This window comes from Romboutsia sp. 1001216sp1 (assembly GCF_039841805.1).
GTDB classification, from domain to species: Bacteria; Bacillota; Clostridia; order Peptostreptococcales; family Peptostreptococcaceae; genus Romboutsia_C; species Romboutsia_C hominis.
This window is the reverse complement of the sequence record NZ_JBDPHA010000006.1, coordinates 137,373-158,895: the sequence shown is the minus strand read 5'-3', so window position 1 is coordinate 158,895 and position 21,523 is coordinate 137,373. Positions and strand designations below refer to the sequence as shown.

The window sequence follows — 21,523 nt, the reverse complement described above, 5'->3', positions numbered from 1 at the left end:
GAGGTAGTTTTAGTGAAAAGAAGAGACATAATAGAGTTTGAAATAGATAAAATGGAGTTCGGTGGAACTTCTGTAAGTTTATATGATGGAAAAGATATATATATGAAGGGCGGAATAACTGGACAAAAAGTTAAAGCAGTAGTCCAAAAAGCTAGAAGTAAAAAAGCTGAAGTTAAAATGCTAGAACTTCTAGAAAACTCACCGCTAGAAACAGAAGAGCCATGCAAACATTTCAATCAATGTGGAGGATGTAGTATATTATCAGTTCCTTATGAAAAACAACTTCAAATAAAAGAAAGACAAGTAATGGATTTATTCTTACAACAAGAGTTATTTGGATTCAAATTCTTAGGAATACAAGGAAGTCCTGAGCAAAGAATGTACAGAAATAAAATGGAATATACTTTTGGAGATGAGGTTAAAGATGGTCCACTATCTTTAGGTCTTCACAAAAAAGGAAAGCATATAGATATAATAACTGTTGATGGATGTTATTTAGTAGACCAAGACTTCATAAATATATTAAAAGCTACTGTAGATTACTTTAATGAAAAGCAAATACCATATTACAGAACATTTAATCACAAAGGATACTTAAGAAACCTTGTAGTTAGAAAAGGTATAAATACTAAAGAGATGATGGTAAACATAGTTACATCTTCTCAACTAGACTTTGATATGACTGAGTATAAAAACATGCTTTTAAATTTAGGTTTAGATGCAGAATTAGTAAGTATACTACACACTATAAATGATGGATTAGCAGATGCAGTAAATTGTGATGAATTAAGAGTTCTTTATGGAAGAGATTATATACAAGAAGAAATATTAGGGTTAAAATTCAAAATATCTCCATTCTCATTCTTCCAAACAAATACTAAAGGAGCAGAAGAGCTTTACTCTATAGCTAGAGAGTTTGTTGGAGACCACAGTGACAAGGTAGTATTTGACTTATACAGTGGAACTGGTACTATAGGACAAGTTATGGCAGGATCTGCTAAGAAAGTTTATGGTATAGAAATAATAGAAGAAGCTGTAGCAGCTGCCAATCAAAATGCAAAATTAAACGGTTTAACAAACTGTGAATTTATAGCAGGAGATGTTGCTAAAACAGTAAACAAATTAAAAGAAAAGCCAGATTTAATAATAGTTGACCCACCAAGACCAGGTGTACACAAAGATGCTATAAGAGATATATGTGGATTTGATTCTAAGGAAATAATATATATATCTTGTAATCCAAAGACATTAGTATTAGATTTAGTTGAATTTAAAAACTATGGATACGAAGTAGAATTAGTTAAATGTATGGATATGTTCCCAAATACACCTCATGTTGAAACTGTTGTTAAGTTAAAAAAAGCTTAATATAGATTATATCAATAAGACTACCTATAAATTTAGGTGGTCTTATTTTAAGTGTAAAGCAATTAAAAACTTTGTATACTTTGAATAATTTGATTTGAAATATTAACCAAAGACTATATAAAAGATATAATAAAGGAGTGTTATTATAAAAATTATATCAAAAGAGTTTATAAAAGTTACAAATTAATATATTATTAAATGTATATACAATTAAATAGGCAATAAGTTCATGTCTAAAGCCGAGGGAGGAAAGTTATGGGTCAACCTATATATAAAATAATAGAGAACTATGTAAAAGAATTAATTAATTCAGGAAAATTAAATCAAGGAGATTTAATACCATCAGAACATCAATTATGCGAAGAATTTAATGTAACAAGAATGACTGTTAGATCAGCACTTAATAATCTAGTTAAAGAAGGATATATAGCAAGGAGGAGGGGTATAGGAAGTATAGTTTTAGGAAGTAAGGTATATGACAATATATCTTCTATAAGTGGTTTTACAAAAGAGATGAATAGCAAAGGATATAAAGTATCAAGTATATTAGTTAGTTTAGAAAAAATAGAATCAGATGATGAAATTTCTGAAAAGCTAAATATAAGTGAAGGTGATTATGTTTGGGAGATAAAGAGAGTTAGACTAGCAAATGATAAGAGATTATCGTATATGATTACATATATGCCAGATAAACTATTTCCAAATATAAATGAAACTCACTGCAAGGGTTCTTTATATGAATATGTTGAAGAAGTTAGCGGACGTAAGATAGCTATATCAGAAAGAGAAGTAGAGGCTGTCATATCTAATGATGAGTTAGAAGAAAATCTAAAATTGGATAGAAAAGAACCGTTATTATATATAAAGCAAGTTTGCAGACTTGATAACGGTGAAGCATTTGAATACTCTCATACATACCATTATGGTTATACTTTAACCGTTAACGCTATATCTAAATAAAAATACATATAGTGTGAAAATGTTTTCTTGAAATGTCTATACATTTAATATATAATAAATGTATAGACATTTAAATTTTAATAAAATATATTTTGGGGAGGTACAAAAAATGGTAAAAATAATGTTAGCTTGTTCAGCGGGGATGTCAACTAGTTTACTAGTTACAAAAATGGAGGCTGCAGCAAAGGAAAAAGATATAGAGGCAGAAATATGGGCTATATCAGAAGTTAACTTAGATAGGGAAATAGGAAATTGTGACGTTTTATTATTAGGACCGCAAGTTAGATATATATTAGGTAAAGCGACAGAGATGGCTAAGCCACACAATGTACCAGTAGAGGTTATAAATATGATGCACTATGGAACATGTAATGGTAAAGCTGTATTAGATAGAGCAATGGAGTTATATAATTCAAAGTAAATTAAAAAGGGGGATAATCAAAATGGAAGCATTAATGAACTTTATGGAAAGACATTTAGTTCCAATAGCATCTAAGGTTGGCTCACAAAGACACTTAGTAGCAATAAGAGATGGTTTCATTGCTATGATACCAGTAACTATGGTTGGGGCATTTGGATCACTTATAAAAAACTTACCATTAAAACCTTACCAAGATATGTTAGCTAACACTACAGTTGGTCAACAAATATCTGCACTTGGAGGCGATTTATGGTGGGGATCACTTGCAATGATGTCATTATTTTTAGCTGTGTCAGTAGCCTATTCTTTAGCAAAATCATATGAAGCAAATGGTTTACAAGCAGGACTTCTAGCATTATGTGGATTTTTAGTGTTATCTCCTCAAACTGCAGACATAGTAACTGAGGCAGGAGAGGCAGTTTCAGGGTGGGGGTTTATACCTTGGGGTTATGTGTCAACTAATGCACTATTTACTGCTATGGTAGTAGCACTAGTAACAACAGAAATTTATGTAAGATTATCTAAAGTAACTTGGTTAACTATAAAAATGCCAGATGGTGTACCACCAGCAGTTTCTAGATCATTTGCAAAATTATTACCAGGAGTAATAGCGTTATTTATAGTAGGTATAATAGGTATAATAGTAAAACTTTTATCAAACGGATTATTTATAAATGATTTATTATCAACATATTTATCGAAACCTTTAACTGGTATGGCTGACTCTTTAGGAGGGGCTGTGTTTACAGTATTGTTTATCCATGTTTTATGGATATTTGGATTACATGGTGCAAACATAGCACTTCCTGCAGTAGAGCCAATATTAATGGAATTAGGTGGTAAAAATGCTGAGTTAGCATCAGCAGGAGCAACAGAAGGTTACCATGTATTTGCAGGAGCATTTTTAGATGCATTTGTATACTTAGGTGGTTCAGGGATGATACTTGGATTAATAATAGCATTAATAATAGCAGGTAGAAGACGTAAAGAAATGATAGCTTTAGGTGGACCACCAGCATGTTTCAATATAAGTGAGCCTATGATATTTGGTATGCCAATAGTATTAAATCCAATATACATGATTCCATTTGTACTAGCGCCAGTATTATGTACAATAACTTCATACTTAGCTATATCCAGTGGGATAGTAGCACCAGTTTTAATGGCAAAAATTCCTTGGATAACTCCTCCAATATTTAGTGGAATAATGGCTACAGGGCATTGGACTGGTGGAGCATTAGCAGCAGTTAACTTAATAATATCTGTTGTTATATATTTACCATTTGTAGTTGCAGATGAAAGAATGGCAAAAAAAAGATTAGCTAAACAACAAGGTTAGTTAATAATCATAGAGATTGGGTGGTAGAAGATTATGAAAAAAGGTCTTAAGATAGTTACAATAGGGGGAGGATCAAGTTATACCCCCGAATTAATAGAAGGATTTATAAAAAGATATAGTGAGCTACCAGTTAAAGAACTATGGCTTGTAGATATAGAAGCAGGGAAAGAAAAATTAGAAATAGTAGGTAATCTTGCCAAGAGAATGATTAAAAAATCTGGATTAGATATTAAAATTAACCTTACATTAGATAGAAGAGAAGCTTTAAAAGGTGCAGATTTTGTAACAACTCAATTAAGAGTTGGATTATTAGATGCTAGAATAAAAGATGAAAGTATTCCTTTATCACATGGAGTAATAGGTCAAGAAACTAATGGTGCAGGAGGGCTGTTTAAAGCCCTTCGCACTGTACCAGTTATACTAGATATAATAAAAGATATAGAAGAGTTATGTCCAAATGCATGGTTAATAAATTTTACAAATCCAACAGGTGTAATAACTGAAGCAGTATTTAAATACACAAACTTCAAAAACTATGTAGGATTATGTAATGTTCCTATAGGTGTTAGAAATGGAGTTGCAAAGTTATTTGAAGTAGAAAGTGATAGAATATATATGGATTTTGCTGGACTTAATCATATGGTATATGGGCTTAATGTTATTTTGGATGGCAAAGATGTCACAAAGGAAGCAATAGATAAGTTTGTAAGTTCTAAAATAAGTATGGAAAATATAAAGGCAATAGATTTTAACCCAGAGTTTGTTAAAGCTTTAGGTGCTATACCTTGTCCATACCATAGATATTATTATAAAACTAAAGAGATGCTAGATGAAGAATTAGAAGAATTTAAAAAAGGTAAAGCAAGAGGTCAAGTTGTTAAAGAATTAGAAGGGCAACTATTTGAACTTTATAAAGATGAAAGTTTAGACATAAAACCACCTCAACTTGAGAAAAGGGGAGGAGCATATTATAGTGATGCAGCTTGTAACTTAATAAGTTCTATATACAATGATAAAAGGGATATACAAGTAGTTAATACATTAAATAATGGAGCCATAAGAAACTTTAGAGATGATCAAGCTGTTGAAGTTAGTAGTGTAATAACTAGCGAAGGACCAAAACCTTTATCAATGGGATATCTTCCGCAGTGTACTGATGGTTTAGTAAGTGATATAAAATCTTTTGAAATATTGGCAGCCAAAGCAGCCGTATATGGAGATTACGAAAGTGCATTATTAGCACTTTGTATCAACCCATTAATACCTTCAGATGATTTAGCAAAAACTATATTAGATGAGATGTTAGAGGCTCATAAAGAGTACTTACCTCAATTTAATAAGTAGGTGAAATTTATGACTAAACTTATAGTAAATGCAGATGATTTTGGATATTGTAAAGCTGTAAATTACGGGATAATATCAGCGTATAAAGAAGGAGTAGTAAAATCTACAACAGTTATGGCTAATATGCCAGGATTTGAGCATGCTATGAAACTTTTAAAGGAAAATCCAGGTTTGGCATGTGGAGTCCATATGACTATTAGTTGTAATAGACCAGTACTTCCTAATTTGGAAAGCCTAGTAGACGGAAATGGAAGATTTTTTAGGCGAATCACTAATGATGTAATAGATAAGATGAACTTAGATGAAATTTATGAAGAACTTTGTGCTCAAATAGAAAAAGTAAAGAAATACACTGAAATTTCTCATCTTGATAGTCATCACCATGTTCATACTTTAAAGAAACTACAGCCAGTTATTGAAAGGATAATAGAAAAGTATAAGTTACCAATAAGAGGTGGATTTGAATATAATCTAGAATATTCAAAAGTAGTACCTATGTTAGATACTTTTTATAGTGATAATGTGGAAATTGATTACTTTAAGAAGAATATAAATACTTTAAAAGAATATGACGCTTTAGATATAATGACTCATCCAGCATACTTAGATGCATATATTTTAAACTCTACATCTTATGCAATGCAAAGAACAAAAGAGCATGAGATATTGACATCAGAGGAAGTTAAAAAGTATTTAAATGATAACTTTGAATTGAGTAGTTACAGGGACATTTAGGAGGTTTTTTAAATGGATGAAAAAATATTTGAAATATCATTTGGCATAATAGGATATGCAGGGGACGCAAAAGGATTAGCTTTTGAAGCAATAGCCCAAGCTAAAAAGGGGAATATAGAAGCAGCAAGAGAAACTATGAAAAATTCTAAGGAAGTAATAACTAAAGCTCATAGATTCCAAACAGAGCTTATACAAGGTGAGGCTAATGGAAGCAAAACAGAAGTGAGTGTTTTATTAGTTCATGCACAAGATCATTTGATGAATGCCATGAATTTTCAGCAGTTAGCAGAAGAGTTTATAGATTTATACGAAAAATTAGAAAGTAAGTAAAATATTTTTTTATACAAAAGGGTATTGAATTAAATTCAATACTCTTTTGTATTTTATAAAAAGTATATTGATTATATTCTTTAAGATAGTTTGTCATATATTTTTAAATATATATTAAGTTGTATTAATATAGTCAAATTATGATATAGCAAATTGTGTAAATTAGAGGAGTATTAATACTTAATGAAGAAAATATACTAAGTAAATGTAAAGTATATCAAGGGGGGACATTAATGAAAAAAGGGGATTTTATATGGGGAGGAATTCTTCTTATCTGGATACTTATATTAGTTATACCAGTTAGTAGGGATTTATTCATTACTGTAACAGGAGAGTATCCATATGTAAGTGGATTTATTAAATTTGCGGTCTTAGCTACAATGGGAGAGTTACTAGGTATGAGAATAAGTTATGGGTACTGGAAGCAACCAAATGGAGTTATGTTTAGAGCGATTATTTGGGGTGTAATAGGTATTGTTATAACATTAGGATTGCCAGTATTCTCTAAAGGTGTAGAGGCTGCTCAAGAGATGGGAAAGCTTCCTTTTAAAGAGTCTATTTTTGCACATGCATTTTTGACAAGTGCGATTATGAATATATTACAATCACCAGCAGTATTTTTATTTCATAAGTGTACAGATACGTACATAGATATAAGACATTATAAAAATGGAGGAAGAGTAAGTCTTAGAGATATAACAAATAAAATCGACTGGTATACGTACATTGATTTCACAGTGTTAAAAACTATACCATTTTTCTGGATACCTTGCCATACGATTGTATTTTTATTTGAACCACAATATCAAGTTATAGTGTCTGCATTTGCATCTATAGCACTAGGGCTTATACTAGCAATGGCAAATAAATCAAAATTAAAAAGTTTTTAGTAGAATAAAAATATAATAAATTCAAAACATAGTAATGCAATTATGTTTTGGAGGAATTATAAATGAATAAAAAAAGAAATATAAGAGTATTTATGTCATTAATATGTATAGCATTACTATCTTTAATACTTTTATATAATACTGAGTTAGTAGATATATCAAGTAAAGTAAAAGCTAACATAGTAGATAGTATAAAAACAGTAAAGGTTACTGAAGAAAGAAGTAAAATAGAATGTAAAAATTTATCAATAACAGTTAGAATGCCTAAATTATATTGTGATAATAAAAATGCTGAAAGGTACATTAATTCTTTTATCAGAAATAATATAAATAGTTATATAAATCATAAGAGGCAAGATATAGAATTACAAAATAATAAACAAAAAACTAATATATTATTAGAATATAATTTAGCGTTTCAAAGTAAAGATGTAATCAATATAGTTATAGTAAAAGAAACTAAAAGTGGAAAAAATAAATTTTCAACCAACAAAGAAAGTTATGTTTTTGATTTAAAGACAGGGCAAAGAATATATATAGATAATCTTTTAGGAGAAGATGAAAACTATAAAGAATTAATAAAATCTTATATAAATAAGACTATAGATGAAAATAAAATAGATATAGACAAAAATCTAGTAATTATAGATAAGGAAACTAATTTTATAATTGTAGACGGGGGATTATCAATAATATTGGACCAAAATAAAGATGGTAAGATGAGAGAATATGAATTTAAAGTTCCATATGATGTTTTTAATAACAAGGTAAAATCAATAAACACAAAAAATATAATTGCAAATGTAGATACGCAAACAATTACTCAAAATAATAAATATATAAATAGTATATTAAATATTCCTATAATAATATCTTCAAATAAGGATATAGATAAAGAATTAAATTATAAAATTAGAAAAGATATAATGGATTTTTATAATAAAGTTTATGAGAGCGCTAAAAACTATTTTGATAATGTTGATGTATCAAAAGATAAATTTGTTGCAAATGTGGATTATGAAGTTAAAAAAAATAGTGATGATATATTAAGTATAAAAGTAACTTACCATCAATATAGTGGAGGAGCTCATGAAGACTATGAAGATATAAGTTATAATATAGACATGAGAAGTGGAAAAATATTAAAATTAAGCGATTTATTTAAGCCAAACTCAGATTATATAAAAGTAATAAATAATGAGATTAGAAGGCAAATAGAGGAATTAGTTAAAAATAATAAGGAGTATGAAGGTATATATCAATTTGAATCAATAGAAAAAGACAATAAGTTTTATATAGAGGACAATAATATAGTTATTTACTTTGATTTATATAAAATTGCACCATTTGCAGCAGGGATACCAGAATTTAAAATAAATAATAGTATAATAAGTCATATGTTAAAAGAAGAATACTTAGAAATACTAAAATAGATAATAATAAAAAGCTTTACTATTTATATCTAATAAAAATTAGATCATAATCAGTAAAGCTTTTATTATTTAGAAATATATTTTATATCTATATTGTAGGATTTAAAGAAGCTATTTTAGTTACAGCTACATATATTCTAGATATTTCGTACCATGTTTTAAAATCAACAATACCATTTTTAGGTAGGCCAAAAATTCCTTGAAATACTTTAACAGCCTCAGCAGTAGATTCTCCAAAAATGCCATCTTCTTTAACTTTAGGTATTAGAGGGTATGAATTAGAGATTGCATTAAGTTGGTTTTGAATAGTTTTAACATAGTTATTATTAGAACCTACTTGTAAAATTTGGCCAGGGAAAGATATAGGAACACCACTTACGATAGGTGCTTTTTCAAAGATTATTTGCTCACCATAAAATGATCTTAATATACTTTCATAGTCTTTACCTTCATCTCCAAGGTATTTACTTCCCCATTGAGTCATTTGATTTGGGCATTGAGATTTTACACCATCACAATATTGAGCTAAAAGGGGCTGTCTAGAGGTAGGTGGTCTTTTTATAAAAGTATTAAATATATCATCAACTACAACATTAATAGTATCAAAGAAGTTTCTATTATTAATAAATTTATGGTCAAAAGCAGTAGTAGAAGTAATAGTATAGCTATAGCCTTTATTTCTGTACCATTCAGTAAATACTCTATTTAAAGTGAATGAAACTATAGCTATTACATTAGCATAAATAGTTTGTTCAGGCCACGTAGAATATATTTCAGAAGAAGCTACGTTTTTTATATAGTCTTTAAAAGGTATCCAATAGTTAGGAGCTGAAGTATCTTCAGGCATTCCATCATGAACGACTATAAATTCTGGAACTACTGGATTATCAAGAACAACAAACCCAGTAGGAGGTGGTAGAGGTTTTAAACTACTTTCAGGGATTTTAGGCGGATAATCTCCATATAGGGTATGGTCTGGAATATCAAATACTTGTTCATTTTGTCTGGAATAAGAATTTCTAGATCTAGTTTTTAAATTAACAGGAACTGTTTGTCGAGCTTCTACAGTAGCTAAGATCTGCGTACCGTCTATTAAAACTGTTTCATAACCATCTTTAGACACCTCAACAGAATAAATGCTATATGGTCTTATAGGTGAAGAAGGATCTAGTGAATAATTTACATCTGGAGCATCTAGTGTTAAACCTGTGATTTGACCAGAAGAGTCTGTTTTTAAGTTTTCGTAAACTTTAGTTAAACGTTGCTCTGACTCTGGAATAGAGTAGATATTAACAGTAGCATTTTCTATTGGTTGATTAGTATTGCTATCTATAACACTAACCGTTAAGAAACCATCTTGCATGCAATCACCCCTTAAAAATAGTATCTTATTATTTTATAGTATGAATAAACATCTTATTTTGTTAAGGAAAATGGAAATAATATAGATTATACAAAAAAGAAAGAAGTGATTATATGAACATAAATATATTTACATTGGCCATAGCACCAACTATAGCTTATATATTTTGGATATACCTAAAAGATAAATATGATAAAGAACCTATAAATAGGTTAGCAAAGTTTTTTTTATTAGGAGTATTTATGGGGATAATTGCTCTTATTGTAGAGCTTTTATTATTGAAATTAGATATATTAACAGGATATACAAGTATAATATATATATCTTTTATAGTAGCAGGTATGACAGAGGAAGGATTAAAGGCAATTGTATTGATTCCAAATCTTTTAAGAGAAAAATATTTTAATGAAAAACTAGATGGAATTATTTACTCCATGTTTTTGTCATTAGGATTTGCAACACTAGAAAATGTATTATATATCTTAAAAGAAGATAAAAGCACAGTGATGGAGGTTGGATTGATTAGAGCTATAATATCTACACCAGCTCACATGTTATTTGCAATAACCATGGGATACTATATATCTAAATATAAATTTAGTACAGAGAAATTTAAAAAAAGAGAATATTTAATACTATCTGTTTTAATACCAATTTTAATACATGGAGTTTTTGATTTTATATTGATGATAGAGTATAGATGGTCTATTATATTGTTTGTGGTTTATATAATTTTTTTATGTAAATTAAACTTAGACAAATTAGATAAATACATAATTAGTTCAAAAAATAGATTTAAGAGAAGAAAAAAGAGAACGAGGAAGGACGATAAGAATTGACAAAGCTACCTGAAAGATTTTTAAGTGATATGAAAGAAATACTAAAAGATGAGTATGATGAATTTATAAAAACATATGATGATAAAAAAACTACCGGCCTTAGAGTTAATACATTAAAAATAAGTAAAAATGACTTAGATAAATTAAATTTATTTAAACTAGAACAAATACCTTGGGTAAATGAAGGCTTTTATTATGATGAAGATATAGATAGACCCGGCAAAAATCCACTACATGAGGCAGGAGCATATTATTTACAAGAACCATCAGCTATGAGTGTTGTGCCAAAGTTGGATATTAAAGAAGGTGAAAAAATTCTAGATATGTGTGCTGCTCCAGGAGGAAAATCAACATACATACTATCAAAACTAAATAATACAGGATTATTAGTATCAAATGAAATAAACCCAATGAGAATAAAAGCACTAGGAGAAAATCTAGAGAGATTTGGAGCTAAAAATTGTATAATAACAAATACAGACTCAAATAATCTAAAGAAGGTATTTAGAGGATACTTTGATAAAATAGTAATAGATGCTCCTTGTTCAGGGCAAGGAATGTTTAGAAAAGATGAAGTTGCTATAAGTGATTGGAGCTATGCAAAAGTATTAGAATGTCAATCTATTCAAAGAGAAATAATAAGAGATGGATATGAGATGCTTAAAAATGGAGGTACGTTAGTATATTCTACATGTACATTTGCGAAAGAAGAAAATGAAACAGTTATAAATGAGTTTATAGAAGAATATGAAAATGCTAAGCTTATAGAGATGGAAAGATTATGGCCTCACAAGATAAAAGGAGAAGGTCACTTTGTAGCTAAAATACAAAAAAATGAAGAAGAGGATATAAAAACTAAAGAATTAAAAGTTAAAAGATTAGATACAGAATTAAAGGATTTTAGAGAATTTGAAAAGAAATTTTTAAATGAGTCAATAGGAAATAAATTTGATATAAGAGGAGAAAACTTATATCTATTGCCAGAAGAAAGTCCAGAAACTAAAAAATTAAAAGTTTTAAGATATGGACTTCATTTGGGAATACTAAAGAAAAATAGGTTTGAGCCATCACATGCATTGTCTCATTATTTAAATCCAAATCAAGTTAAGTATACAGAGAATTTATCAATACAAGATGAAGAAGTATTAAATTATTTAAGAGGAAATACCATAAATACAGGACAAAGTAGAGGATGGGTATTAGTAACAGTAGAAAATATACCACTAGGGTGGGGAAAAGAATCCAATGGAGTATTAAAAAACCACTATCCGAAAGGTCTTAGAATAAAATACTAAAGTAGCTATAAAAAGGTACTAAGTTATAACTTAGTACCTTTTTATAGTATATATGTAGACACACTTATTTTAAATTTATAGATAAATATAATTATTATATATATTATTCAAAAAAGCCTTAATATATTATATTTAATATGAGCTTTTTTACATAATATAAACCTTCTAGTTTAATAATAAACATATGTGTATTAAAAAGAGGTACAACTAGGAGGGAAATATGAATCCATTAGATAAAAGTAAAGAGTATGTTATATATAAATTTTTACAAAGATATGATTATGATGCGGTAATTGATGTATTAGAAGAAGTTGGTATAGTCGAAGGAGATCTATACCTATTAATGGAATCATCTAAGTATGCTATAAACTTTGACTTTAAAAAAGCATCGATAAGTTTAAAAAAGATGAGCAGTGAGATGTTAAGTAGAAGAGAGATAAAAAGATTGGTTTCTAACCTAGAAAATCTAGAAAATGGAGAACCTGAAGACATATTATCAGAGCTCATAGAAAATATGAAGATACAAATTGTTAATGAAGAGTATATTGATTTTTTGGGAAGGTTATATAGATTAAAGGAAGCATTATTTAAATATATATTTGTAAGTACTAAGGAAAATAAAAAATATAAAGTAAATATGCATGGTTATATGGTATCAAAGAAAAATATTCTATATACATTAAAAAAGAAGTATAATATATATAATGGAAATCTAATAACTGGGGTGACTAACTATATAAATAGGTATATTAAAAAAACAAAAAGAATGGAAAAGGTTGTTGATATATTAAATGGAGAAAGACTAGAAAATTTAATTAAGATTAGACATGAAAGCCCAGTTGGACATGGATTTAAAGGGGTTAGCAAAGAAGATATTGAAGAGTTATATGGCAATCCCATGGAAGTAGTTCAGGACTTAGTTAAAGCATGTGAATTACTAGACTTAGGTATAAAAATGGATAAATATGATAATATAAATGAGATGGCTATACAAATGATAGGAAGTTACACCAATTATTAACTAAATTAAAATTTAGGAGGAGATTATTAGAATGAGTGAAAAATTAAAAAAAGAAGCAATAGAGTGGATTAAGGTAATAGCTACTGCTCTTATTTTTGCATTTATAATAACTCAATTTATAAGACCTACTTTAGTTAAGGGAGAATCTATGTATCCTACTTTAAAGGAAAATGATTATTTAATAATTAATAGAATGGCTTATAAAATAGGAGAGCCAAAAAAGGGAGACATAATAGTATTCCATACGAATTTACTTCAAGACAATGGAAAACCTAAAGACTTAGTAAAGAGAGTTATAGCAACCGGAGGAGATCATATTAAGATAGAAAATTCCAAAGTATATGTAAATGGAAAGTTATTAGATGAACCATATATACATGATAATTATACAGATGGATATATAGATATGACAGTTCCAAAGGGTGAAGTATTTGCAATGGGAGATAATAGAGAGAAGAGTTTAGATAGTAGATATGAAGATGTCGGGTTAGTAAATGAAAAAAATATAATGGGTAAGGTAATGATAAGGTTATATCCATTTAATAAAATAGGAACTGTAAAATAGGTGAATTACATGAAAATTGGTATATCAGCATTATTATATAATCTTGATGAAGCAATAAATTTGTGCAAAGAGATAGATGAAATAAAACATATAGAACTTGGTATAGATAACTTATATGAGTGTGATGAGATATACAAATATATAGACAAGCTTAAAGAATTAAATGTATCTTTAAGTATTCATTTACCTATGGAGTTAAACTTGTGTGAGAATATAGAATTTATTAGACAATCTTGGGTAAGATTTGTAGAAGAAATGAACTATAAATTAAAACATTTAAATATTTGTTACTACAATCTTCACCTAGGGTATGTTATATCTGATAGATTAGATAAAAATAGAGAAAAATATTTAGATATATCATGTAGTATGTTAAATGATATTATAAATAAGACGAAAGCTAATATATCAATAGAAAATACTTATTCTAATAATGGTGATTTATCAAATGTAGGTAACAAACTATATGATTTTGAATATATATTTAATAAAGTAGAAAATGAAAAATTATGGTTTTGTTATGATACAGGCCATAATCTAATCAATAGGGATAATTATATAGACAAATTACATAACAAGATTAGAATAGTTCATTTAAGTGACAATGATGGAAAGAAAGATATACATATAGGGATAAATAAAGGTATATTAGATAAAAAAGAAGTTAAAACTATCATTGACTTAGAACCAGAGTTCTTAATATTAGAGATAAAATATCATGATATAAAGGAAAGTATAGAATATATAAAAGAGATTAAAAAAGAGGTTTAAATACCTCTTTTTAAGTATAAAAGAAAGGAGATTACTATGAAAAATATAACTATCAATGTAGAAGGAAATGAAAAAGTTTATAAAATAGAAAAAGATTCTCCAGGAGTAAAACTAGAAAGTATAGTAAAAGAAATAGATAAAGACTATAAAGGATACATAACATTAGGAGTTATAGACAACAAACTAAGAGAATTAAATTATAGTATAAACAAAGACTGTAAATTAAGTTTTTTAGATACAACTAGCGAAGATGGATTAAGAGTATACTTTAGAACTGTGTCATTTATATTTATAATGGCTTGTAACGAAGTATTTAAAGATTGTCGAGTAGTAATAGAACATTCTCTATCAAAGGGATTATATTGTGAAGTTCATAAAGATGGAGAATTGATAGAGAAAGATGTAGAAGCTATAAACAAAAAAATGAAAGATATAATAGAGTCTAATTATAAAATAGAAAGAATAGACACTAATAAAGAAGAAGCAATAAAAATATTTAAAGATAATAAAATGTATGAGAAAGCAGAGCTTCTTAAATACAAGGAACATGATGATGTAAAGATATATAAGTGTAACAATCATATAAATCATTTCTATGGATATATGTTACCATCTACGGGATATATAAAGACATTTGATTTAAAACCATATAAAAATGGAATAATAGTATTAGGTCCAAGTGAAGAAAATAAAAATATACCAACTAAATTTAAAGAACAGCCTAAGTTATCGAGTGTATATCATGAAGCGGAGAATTGGTCAAAGCTTATGGGAGTAAGTAAAGTAACTACACTTAATGAGGTAATAGAAAGAAAAGAGTATGGAGAAATTATAAGAACAGTAGAAGCTCTACATGAGAAAAAATTATCTCAAATAGCAGATATTATAAAAGAAAAAAATAAGAGAGTTATATTAATAGCAGCTCCTTCATCATCAGGTAAAACAAGTTTTGCTCATAGATTATCAATACATCTTAGAGTCAATAATCTAAATCCTGTATCAATATCTTTAGATGATTACTTTGTTAATAGAGAGCATACTCCACTAGATGAATTTGGAAATTATGATTTTGAGTCTATATATGCAATAGATTTAGAGAGATTTAATAAAGATTTAAAAGATTTACTAGAAGGTAAGGAAATAAGTTTACCTAAGTTTAATTTTAAATTAGGAATAAGAGAAGAAAAAGGAAAGAAGTTAAAAATAAAAGAAAATCAGCCAATAATATTAGAAGGAATACATGGATTAAATCCTATGCTAACATCATCAATACCAGATGAAGATAAATTTAAAATTTATATAAGTGCCCTAACTCAAATTAATTTAGATGACCATAATAGAATACCTACAACGGATTTAAGGTTAATAAGAAGAATGGTTAGAGATTATAATTTTAGAGGTTATAGCGCAGAAAAGACAATAATGCAGTGGGAATCAGTAAGACGTGGAGAGAAGAAAAATATATTCCCATATCAAGAGGAAGCGGATATAATATTTAACTCTGCATGTATTTATGAATTAGCAGTATTGAAAAAGTACGCAAAACCATTACTAGAGGAAATTGATAAGGAAAATAGTTCATATATAGAAGCTAATAGACTTTTAAAGTTTCTTCAATATTTTGTTGAGTTATCAGACATATCAGATATACCACCAACATCAATATTGAGAGAGTTTGTAGGTGGAAGTAAAATAGTTGATTAATACTATAAAACCCCTGATGTTGACAGAATATCAGGGGTTTCTGTATTATATATTTATTAGATATTTGGAAACGTAATTAAATTAGGAGGAGAAGTATGGAAAAGATTCTTGAAGAAGTATTAAATTCAAATAGGAAATATACAAATTATGGACAGGTAGCAGGATACATACCAGAATTAAAGAAAGCCAAAAGAGATGATCTGGGTATATGTGTAATAGATAAAGATAACAACATATATAAAGCTGGTAATTGGGATACTAAATTTACGATTCAAAGTGTATCTAAAATAGTTGTTCTTGCGATGGCGTTGATGGATAATGACTGGCAATATGTTTTTTCTAAAGTAGGTAAAGAACCTAGTGGTGATCCATTTAACTCAATAATGAAATTAGAAACAAATGATACTAAAAAGCCAAGTAATCCAATGATAAATGCAGGTGCTATAGTAACTACATCTTTAATAAAAGGTGCTAGTTTAGAAGAAAAAGAAGAAAGAATGTTAAAGTTCTTTAGAAAATTAGCTAAAAATGATAACTTGGGAATAAATTATGATGTGTATAAGTCAGAGAAAATGACCGGAGATAGAAATAGAGCTATGGCTTATCTTTTAAGAAATGACGGGTTTATACAAGGAGATGTAGAAGAATTATTAGATTTATACTTTAAACAATGTTCGATAGAAGTTGACACATTAGATTTAGCACGAATAGGAGTTAATCTTGCATCTTATGGTGTAGACATAGAAACTGGTGAAAGAATAATAGATGAAAAAGTATCAAGGATAGTTAAGACATTTATGGTTACATGTGGAATGTATGACGCATCAGGAGAGTTTGCTATAAAAGTTGGAATACCTGCAAAATCAGGAGTTGGTGGAGGAATACTAGCATCTGTTCCAAATACTATGGGTATTGGAGTATACGGACCAGCTCTAGATAAAAAGGGAAATAGTATAGCTGGTATAAAGATACTAGAAGAATTATCTCAAAAGTTAGAACTTAACATATTTTAAATTATAGAATTTTTTGACAACTACAAGTCCTTAATATATAATTATCTTATAAATAAAACAATTTTTTTATAGGGGTGGGGGAATGAAGGAAGTACTAGTGCTTAGGGACTTAGAATGTATAAAAGCAATTGCACATCCTAGAAGAATAGACATTTTAAAAACATTTGATAAATCACCACTATCAGCAAAGCAATTATCACAATTATTAGATGAGCCTCATGCAAAAATTAACTATCATATAAAAACTCTTTATAAGGTAGGAATTTTGGAGTTAGTAGAAGAAAAGATAAAATCTGGAATAGTAGAGAAGTACTATTACCCGAGTGCAAAAAATATAGTTATTGGGCAAAAGATTCTTAACTTCTCACTAACAGATGAAGAACAACTTAGTATATCTAAGTTTGAAAACATGAGCGAATTATTTTATAGTGCAGCAGAGGGAAATAGGTTGCTTGATGAAAGTATAGTTGAATATCAAAATATATCACTTACGGAAAGTGAACTTATAGAGTTAAATAATGCAATTAAGATAAAAATACAAGAAATCGTAGATTCTAGAAATACTGATGAAAATGAAATAGGATATAACATATCAGTATTGGCAATACCAGTAGAAGAAGCGATTAGCATATAATAAGTATCGACCTTTGTTGATACTTATTTTTTTGGGTATAATTAAAATATAAAATAAATCAAAATATGATAAAAGACATAAGGAGAGTAAATATGATTATAATAGGACCACATATATCAATAGCAAAAGGATATGCAAAAGCTGCAAAAACAGCAGTCGAAATAGGAGCTAACACATTTCAATTCTTTAGTAGAAATCCAAGAGGAGGAAATGCCAGAGAATTTGATACAAAAGATATAGCAAACTTTCAAGAAATAAGAAAAGAAAATAACTTTGGCCCATTATTGGCACATGCACCATATACTATGAACTTGGCAGCTGCTAAAGATGATGTATATGAATTTGGAAGAAAAGTCATAAAAGAAGATATAGAAAGAATGGATTCTTTAGGAATAGAGTATATATGTTTCCATCCAGGCAGCCATGTTGGTGGAGGGATTGATGCTGGAATAAATAAGATAATAGCAGCACTAAATGAAGCCTTAACAGGAAATGAAAATATAACAGTTCTTTTAGAAACTATGTCTGGAAAAGGTACTGAAATAGGATTTGAGTTTGAACAAATAAAAAGAATTATAGATGGTGTAGAACATAATGAAAAACTAGGGGTATGTTTAGACACTTGCCATATATTCTCAGCAGGATATGATATAGTAAATAACTTAGATGAAGTTTTAAATCAATTTGATGAAATCATAGGATTAGATAGATTGAAAACAATACATTTAAATGATAGTATGATGGGATTTGGTGAAAAGAAAGATAGACATTCAGTAATAGGAGAAGGTAAAATAGGATTAGATGCTATTATTAATTTTATGACACATCCAAAGATAAAGGATTTACCATTTTTCTTAGAAACACCTCTTGAAGATGAAGGTCATAAAAAAGAAATAAAAATGCTAAGGGATATAATAGAAACTAAATAGTAAAGTTTAAGTGGAGGGAAGTAGATTGAGAGAATTAGGTAAAACTAATATGAAGGTTAAAAGAGTAGGATTTGGGGGAATACCTATACAAAGAATTACCCAAGAAGAGACTAATAAAGTAATAAATGAACTTGAAGCACAAGGAATAAACTTTATAGATACAGCTAGAGGATATACAGTTAGTGAAGAGTATATAGGAAATGCAATTGAAGAAAAAAGAGAAAAATTTTTTATAGCCACAAAGAGTATGTCTAGAGACTATGAGGCTATGAAAAATGATATAGAAATAAGTCTTAAGAACTTAAAAACAGATTATATAGATTTATATCAACTACACAATGTAAAAAGTGAAGAATATGATGAAATATTTGCAGATAATAAAGCATATAAAGCTTTGTTAGAAGCTAAAAAAGAAGGAAAAATAAAACATATAGGAATAACTAGCCATAGTTTAGAAACTATAGAAAAGGTAGTTGAAAATGATAAATTTGAAACTATACAGTTTCCTTATAATATAGTTGAGAATCAAGCAGATGAAGTATTTAAAAAAGCTAATGAGAAGGGTATAGGAATAATAGTAATGAAACCTTTAGCAGGAGGAGCACTAGATGATGCAACTTTAGCTATTAAGTATATATTATCAAAAGATTATATTGATGTTGCTATACCAGGTATGGAAAGTATAGAGCAGGTAAAGCAAAATAGTGCGGTACTTAATAATCTAGAATTAAATGAAGATGACAATAAAAAAATAGAAGAAATAAAAAGTACATTAGGCAAAAGATTTTGTAGAAGATGTGAATATTGCTTACCATGTCCAGTAGGAGTAAATATCCCAGCCAATTTTTTACTAGAAGGATATTATACTAGATATAACCTTAAAAAATGGGCAAAAGAAAGATATGCATCTACAGTTGGTAAAGCTAATGAATGTGTAAATTGTGGGTTATGTGAAACTAAATGTCCATATAATTTACCAATAAGAGAAATGTTAAAAGAAGTATGCGCTAAACTTGGTTAATAAAAAGAGAACTTAATTTAGATTAAGTTCTCTTTTTAGATATAAAATCTTATAGCTTATATAGTTTTTAGAAAAAATAATCAAAGTAAAAATCAAAAAGTTTATGTTACTATTTATTTTTTAAGAATGCTATAAGAAACATCATATTCAGAAGCAGGATAAAGTTCTATTTCAACACGAGGATTTTCTTTATCTATAAAATCAAATAATAATACAGGTTTTAACTGTTTATCATTTTTTATTATTCCACTTTTTTCTATTCCATCACATATACTTTTAGGATAGTTATGTAAATCGCCCATACGTTTATTAGGGAAATATAATTTTAAAATAGTTATTAAATCTTCTTCTATAGTTTCTCCATCATATTGTTGGTTTATATAACCTGCTATCATGTTTTCATAGGCTAAATATTTAGAGTGTTTACCTTTTGATGGCATCCATGCTTGACCATGGACGTTGTGAAGTTTAAAATTAGACTTACTTATTGGTCTACCTGGGATTGTTAATTTAATCAATTTATCACCATCCTTACATCTTAAATATTATAAAGCTAATAAAAAATTAATGGAAGGGAATTTTATGAATAAAGAAAAATTAAAAGAGTACTTTAAATCATTGGGCTTAGATACAGTAGGCATAACAGGAGTTAATGTAAACTATGAATTAGAAAAAAAATTAAAAGAAAGAATAGAAAAAGAACATATTACTGGAATGGAAGAACCTATTTTAGAAAACAGAATTAATCCTAAAAATATAATGAAAGATGCTAAATCTATAATAGTATGTGCCTTTCCATACCATATAGATAATGAAAAAGAGTCAAATTTATCTAGATACTGTAGAGGTTTAGATTATCATATAGTAGCGAAAGAATTATTACAGAAAGTATGCGATTATTTAGATGAGAATATCGAAGGATTTGAATATAAAATATTTGTAGATAATGGTCCATTAGTAGATAGAGAATTAGCTTATTTGTCTGGAATAGGGTATTTTGGAATAAATAATAATATAATAACAGATAAATATGGTTCTTATGTATTTATTGGTTATATTATAAATAATTATGAATTTTCTTTAGATAAGCCATTGGATAAAGAATGTATGAAATGTGGAAAATGTGTAAAATATTGTCCGGGAAATGCTCTTTTAGGAAATTATGATATGAACCCTAGAAAGTGTTTATCATATATAACTCAGAAGAAAGAAGAATTATCTTTAGAAGAAGTTAAAGCAATTAAAAATAGTGGGAAAATTTTTGGATGTGATATATGCCAAGAAGTATGTCCTCACAATAAAAATATAAAAGAAACTCATATAGAAGAATTTATGAAAGATTTAATATTAAATTTAGATTTTGAAGAAATTGATGAAATATCAAACAAAGAGTTTAAAAGGAGATATGGAAATAGAGCTTTTAGTTGGAGAGGCAAAAAAATAATAAAAAGAAATATAGAAATAATATTAGAAAAGTCTTAGTCTTTTAGATTAAGACTTTTTTTATAGATATATCTACGAAACTTTTACAAGCTATACAACATAAAA

The 21,523-nt window shown here is 28.1% G+C and carries 22 protein-coding genes; 20 read left to right on the top strand and 2 right to left on the bottom strand.

Going from position 1 to position 21,523, the window contains the following annotated elements:
- Positions 1-12: 12 nt before the first annotated feature.
- The 9 genes from rlmD (at position 13) to ABHC41_RS07965 (ending at position 8,820) form a co-directional block, all read left to right on the top strand.
- Positions 13-1,368: a 23S rRNA (uracil(1939)-C(5))-methyltransferase RlmD gene (rlmD, locus tag ABHC41_RS08005; protein ID WP_271893587.1), complete on the top strand. Its 1,356-nt coding sequence runs from the start codon at positions 13-15 to the stop codon at positions 1,366-1,368.
- A gap of 255 nt (positions 1,369-1,623) precedes the next feature.
- A complete protein-coding gene (locus tag ABHC41_RS08000) occupies positions 1,624-2,328 on the top strand; it encodes a GntR family transcriptional regulator (protein ID WP_092923388.1) in 705 nt (234 codons plus the stop codon).
- A 109-nt stretch (positions 2,329-2,437) separates the two neighbouring features.
- Complete coding sequence (locus ABHC41_RS07995) at positions 2,438-2,749, top strand: PTS sugar transporter subunit IIB (protein ID WP_092923391.1); 312 nt, start codon at positions 2,438-2,440, stop codon at positions 2,747-2,749.
- 22 nt (positions 2,750-2,771) lie between these two features.
- Positions 2,772-4,088, top strand: a complete 1,317-nt coding sequence (locus ABHC41_RS07990) for a PTS transporter subunit EIIC (protein ID WP_195581618.1) — start codon at positions 2,772-2,774, stop codon at positions 4,086-4,088.
- 33 nt (positions 4,089-4,121) lie between these two features.
- Complete coding sequence (locus ABHC41_RS07985; protein ID WP_166506035.1) at positions 4,122-5,432, top strand: 6-phospho-beta-glucosidase; 1,311 nt, start codon at positions 4,122-4,124, stop codon at positions 5,430-5,432.
- 9 nt (positions 5,433-5,441) lie between these two features.
- Positions 5,442-6,167 carry a chitin disaccharide deacetylase gene (gene chbG, locus ABHC41_RS07980; RefSeq protein ID WP_092923397.1) on the top strand — a complete coding sequence of 242 codons (726 nt, stop codon included), beginning with the start codon at positions 5,442-5,444 and terminating at the stop codon, positions 6,165-6,167.
- Positions 6,168-6,179: 12 nt separating this feature from the next.
- Positions 6,180-6,497 carry a PTS lactose/cellobiose transporter subunit IIA gene (locus ABHC41_RS07975; RefSeq protein ID WP_092923400.1) on the top strand — a complete coding sequence of 106 codons (318 nt, stop codon included), beginning with the start codon at positions 6,180-6,182 and terminating at the stop codon, positions 6,495-6,497.
- 233 nt (positions 6,498-6,730) lie between these two features.
- Positions 6,731-7,387 carry a hypothetical protein gene (locus tag ABHC41_RS07970; protein ID WP_092923403.1) on the top strand — a complete coding sequence of 219 codons (657 nt, stop codon included), beginning with the start codon at positions 6,731-6,733 and terminating at the stop codon, positions 7,385-7,387.
- Between the two features lie 62 nt (positions 7,388-7,449).
- A complete protein-coding gene (locus ABHC41_RS07965) occupies positions 7,450-8,820 on the top strand; it encodes a DUF3298 and DUF4163 domain-containing protein (protein WP_195238333.1) in 1,371 nt (456 codons plus the stop codon).
- 88 nt (positions 8,821-8,908) lie between these two features.
- Here the strand turns inward: ABHC41_RS07965 and sleC are convergent, their stop codons facing one another.
- Positions 8,909-10,183: a spore cortex-lytic germination protein SleC gene (gene sleC, locus ABHC41_RS07960; protein WP_092923409.1), complete on the bottom strand. Its 1,275-nt coding sequence runs from the start codon at positions 10,181-10,183 to the stop codon at positions 8,909-8,911.
- A 113-nt stretch (positions 10,184-10,296) separates the two neighbouring features.
- Here sleC and ABHC41_RS07955 point away from each other — a divergent pair, with 113 nt between their 5' ends.
- The 10 genes from ABHC41_RS07955 (at position 10,297) to ABHC41_RS07910 (ending at position 19,975) form a co-directional block, all read left to right on the top strand.
- Positions 10,297-11,022 carry a PrsW family glutamic-type intramembrane protease gene (locus ABHC41_RS07955; RefSeq protein ID WP_092923412.1) on the top strand — a complete coding sequence of 242 codons (726 nt, stop codon included), beginning with the start codon at positions 10,297-10,299 and terminating at the stop codon, positions 11,020-11,022.
- Positions 11,019-12,317, top strand: a complete 1,299-nt coding sequence (locus ABHC41_RS07950; protein ID WP_092923415.1) for an RsmF rRNA methyltransferase first C-terminal domain-containing protein — start codon at positions 11,019-11,021, stop codon at positions 12,315-12,317. The genes ABHC41_RS07955 and ABHC41_RS07950 overlap by 4 nt, the downstream gene beginning before the upstream one ends.
- 220 nt (positions 12,318-12,537) lie before the next feature.
- Positions 12,538-13,338 carry a hypothetical protein gene (locus ABHC41_RS07945; protein WP_092923418.1) on the top strand — a complete coding sequence of 267 codons (801 nt, stop codon included), beginning with the start codon at positions 12,538-12,540 and terminating at the stop codon, positions 13,336-13,338.
- Between the two features lie 31 nt (positions 13,339-13,369).
- Entirely contained in the window at positions 13,370-13,903 is a 534-nt protein-coding gene (gene lepB / locus ABHC41_RS07940) for a signal peptidase I (RefSeq protein WP_092923421.1), read from the top strand.
- Positions 13,904-13,912: 9 nt separating this feature from the next.
- Positions 13,913-14,674: a TIM barrel protein gene (locus ABHC41_RS07935; RefSeq protein WP_092923424.1), complete on the top strand. Its 762-nt coding sequence runs from the start codon at positions 13,913-13,915 to the stop codon at positions 14,672-14,674.
- Between the two features lie 36 nt (positions 14,675-14,710).
- Positions 14,711-16,378 (top strand): nucleoside kinase, encoded by a 1,668-nt coding sequence (locus tag ABHC41_RS07930; RefSeq protein ID WP_092923426.1) that lies wholly within the window; start codon positions 14,711-14,713, stop codon positions 16,376-16,378.
- Between the two features lie 95 nt (positions 16,379-16,473).
- On the top strand, positions 16,474-17,391 hold the full coding sequence (gene glsA, locus ABHC41_RS07925) for a glutaminase A (protein WP_166506030.1): 918 nt from the start codon (positions 16,474-16,476) through the stop codon (positions 17,389-17,391).
- A gap of 82 nt (positions 17,392-17,473) precedes the next feature.
- Positions 17,474-18,025: a transcriptional regulator gene (locus ABHC41_RS07920; RefSeq protein WP_092923432.1), complete on the top strand. Its 552-nt coding sequence runs from the start codon at positions 17,474-17,476 to the stop codon at positions 18,023-18,025.
- A 92-nt stretch (positions 18,026-18,117) separates the two neighbouring features.
- A complete protein-coding gene (locus tag ABHC41_RS07915) occupies positions 18,118-18,954 on the top strand; it encodes a deoxyribonuclease IV (protein WP_166506029.1) in 837 nt (278 codons plus the stop codon).
- Between the two features lie 25 nt (positions 18,955-18,979).
- Entirely contained in the window at positions 18,980-19,975 is a 996-nt protein-coding gene (locus ABHC41_RS07910) for an aldo/keto reductase (protein WP_176579621.1), read from the top strand.
- Between the two features lie 113 nt (positions 19,976-20,088).
- Here ABHC41_RS07910 and ABHC41_RS07905 read toward each other — a convergent pair whose 3' ends face one another.
- Complete coding sequence (locus ABHC41_RS07905; protein ID WP_092923441.1) at positions 20,089-20,493, bottom strand: RusA family crossover junction endodeoxyribonuclease; 405 nt, start codon at positions 20,491-20,493, stop codon at positions 20,089-20,091.
- A gap of 64 nt (positions 20,494-20,557) precedes the next feature.
- Between ABHC41_RS07905 and queG the strand changes: the two genes are divergently transcribed.
- Positions 20,558-21,457, top strand: a complete 900-nt coding sequence (gene queG / locus ABHC41_RS07900) for a tRNA epoxyqueuosine(34) reductase QueG (RefSeq protein ID WP_166506028.1) — start codon at positions 20,558-20,560, stop codon at positions 21,455-21,457.
- Positions 21,458-21,523 lie beyond the last annotated feature (66 nt).

Coding starts and splice junctions, on each gene's coding strand:
- ABHC41_RS08000 (WP_092923388.1), top strand. CDS start 1,624: ATGGGTCAACCTATATATAAAATAATAGAGAACTATGTAAAAGAATTA.
- ABHC41_RS07995 (WP_092923391.1), top strand. CDS start 2,438: ATGGTAAAAATAATGTTAGCTTGTTCAGCGGGGATGTCAACTAGTTTA.
- ABHC41_RS07990 (WP_195581618.1), top strand. CDS start 2,772: ATGGAAGCATTAATGAACTTTATGGAAAGACATTTAGTTCCAATAGCA.
- ABHC41_RS07985 (WP_166506035.1), top strand. CDS start 4,122: ATGAAAAAAGGTCTTAAGATAGTTACAATAGGGGGAGGATCAAGTTAT.
- chbG (WP_092923397.1), top strand. CDS start 5,442: ATGACTAAACTTATAGTAAATGCAGATGATTTTGGATATTGTAAAGCT.
- ABHC41_RS07975 (WP_092923400.1), top strand. CDS start 6,180: ATGGATGAAAAAATATTTGAAATATCATTTGGCATAATAGGATATGCA.
- ABHC41_RS07970 (WP_092923403.1), top strand. CDS start 6,731: ATGAAAAAAGGGGATTTTATATGGGGAGGAATTCTTCTTATCTGGATA.
- ABHC41_RS07965 (WP_195238333.1), top strand. CDS start 7,450: ATGAATAAAAAAAGAAATATAAGAGTATTTATGTCATTAATATGTATA.
- sleC (WP_092923409.1), bottom strand. CDS start 10,183: ATGCAAGATGGTTTCTTAACGGTTAGTGTTATAGATAGCAATACTAAT.
- ABHC41_RS07955 (WP_092923412.1), top strand. CDS start 10,297: ATGAACATAAATATATTTACATTGGCCATAGCACCAACTATAGCTTAT.
- ABHC41_RS07945 (WP_092923418.1), top strand. CDS start 12,538: ATGAATCCATTAGATAAAAGTAAAGAGTATGTTATATATAAATTTTTA.
- lepB (WP_092923421.1), top strand. CDS start 13,370: ATGAGTGAAAAATTAAAAAAAGAAGCAATAGAGTGGATTAAGGTAATA.
- ABHC41_RS07935 (WP_092923424.1), top strand. CDS start 13,913: ATGAAAATTGGTATATCAGCATTATTATATAATCTTGATGAAGCAATA.
- ABHC41_RS07930 (WP_092923426.1), top strand. CDS start 14,711: ATGAAAAATATAACTATCAATGTAGAAGGAAATGAAAAAGTTTATAAA.
- glsA (WP_166506030.1), top strand. CDS start 16,474: ATGGAAAAGATTCTTGAAGAAGTATTAAATTCAAATAGGAAATATACA.
- ABHC41_RS07920 (WP_092923432.1), top strand. CDS start 17,474: ATGAAGGAAGTACTAGTGCTTAGGGACTTAGAATGTATAAAAGCAATT.
- ABHC41_RS07915 (WP_166506029.1), top strand. CDS start 18,118: ATGATTATAATAGGACCACATATATCAATAGCAAAAGGATATGCAAAA.
- queG (WP_166506028.1), top strand. CDS start 20,558: ATGAATAAAGAAAAATTAAAAGAGTACTTTAAATCATTGGGCTTAGAT.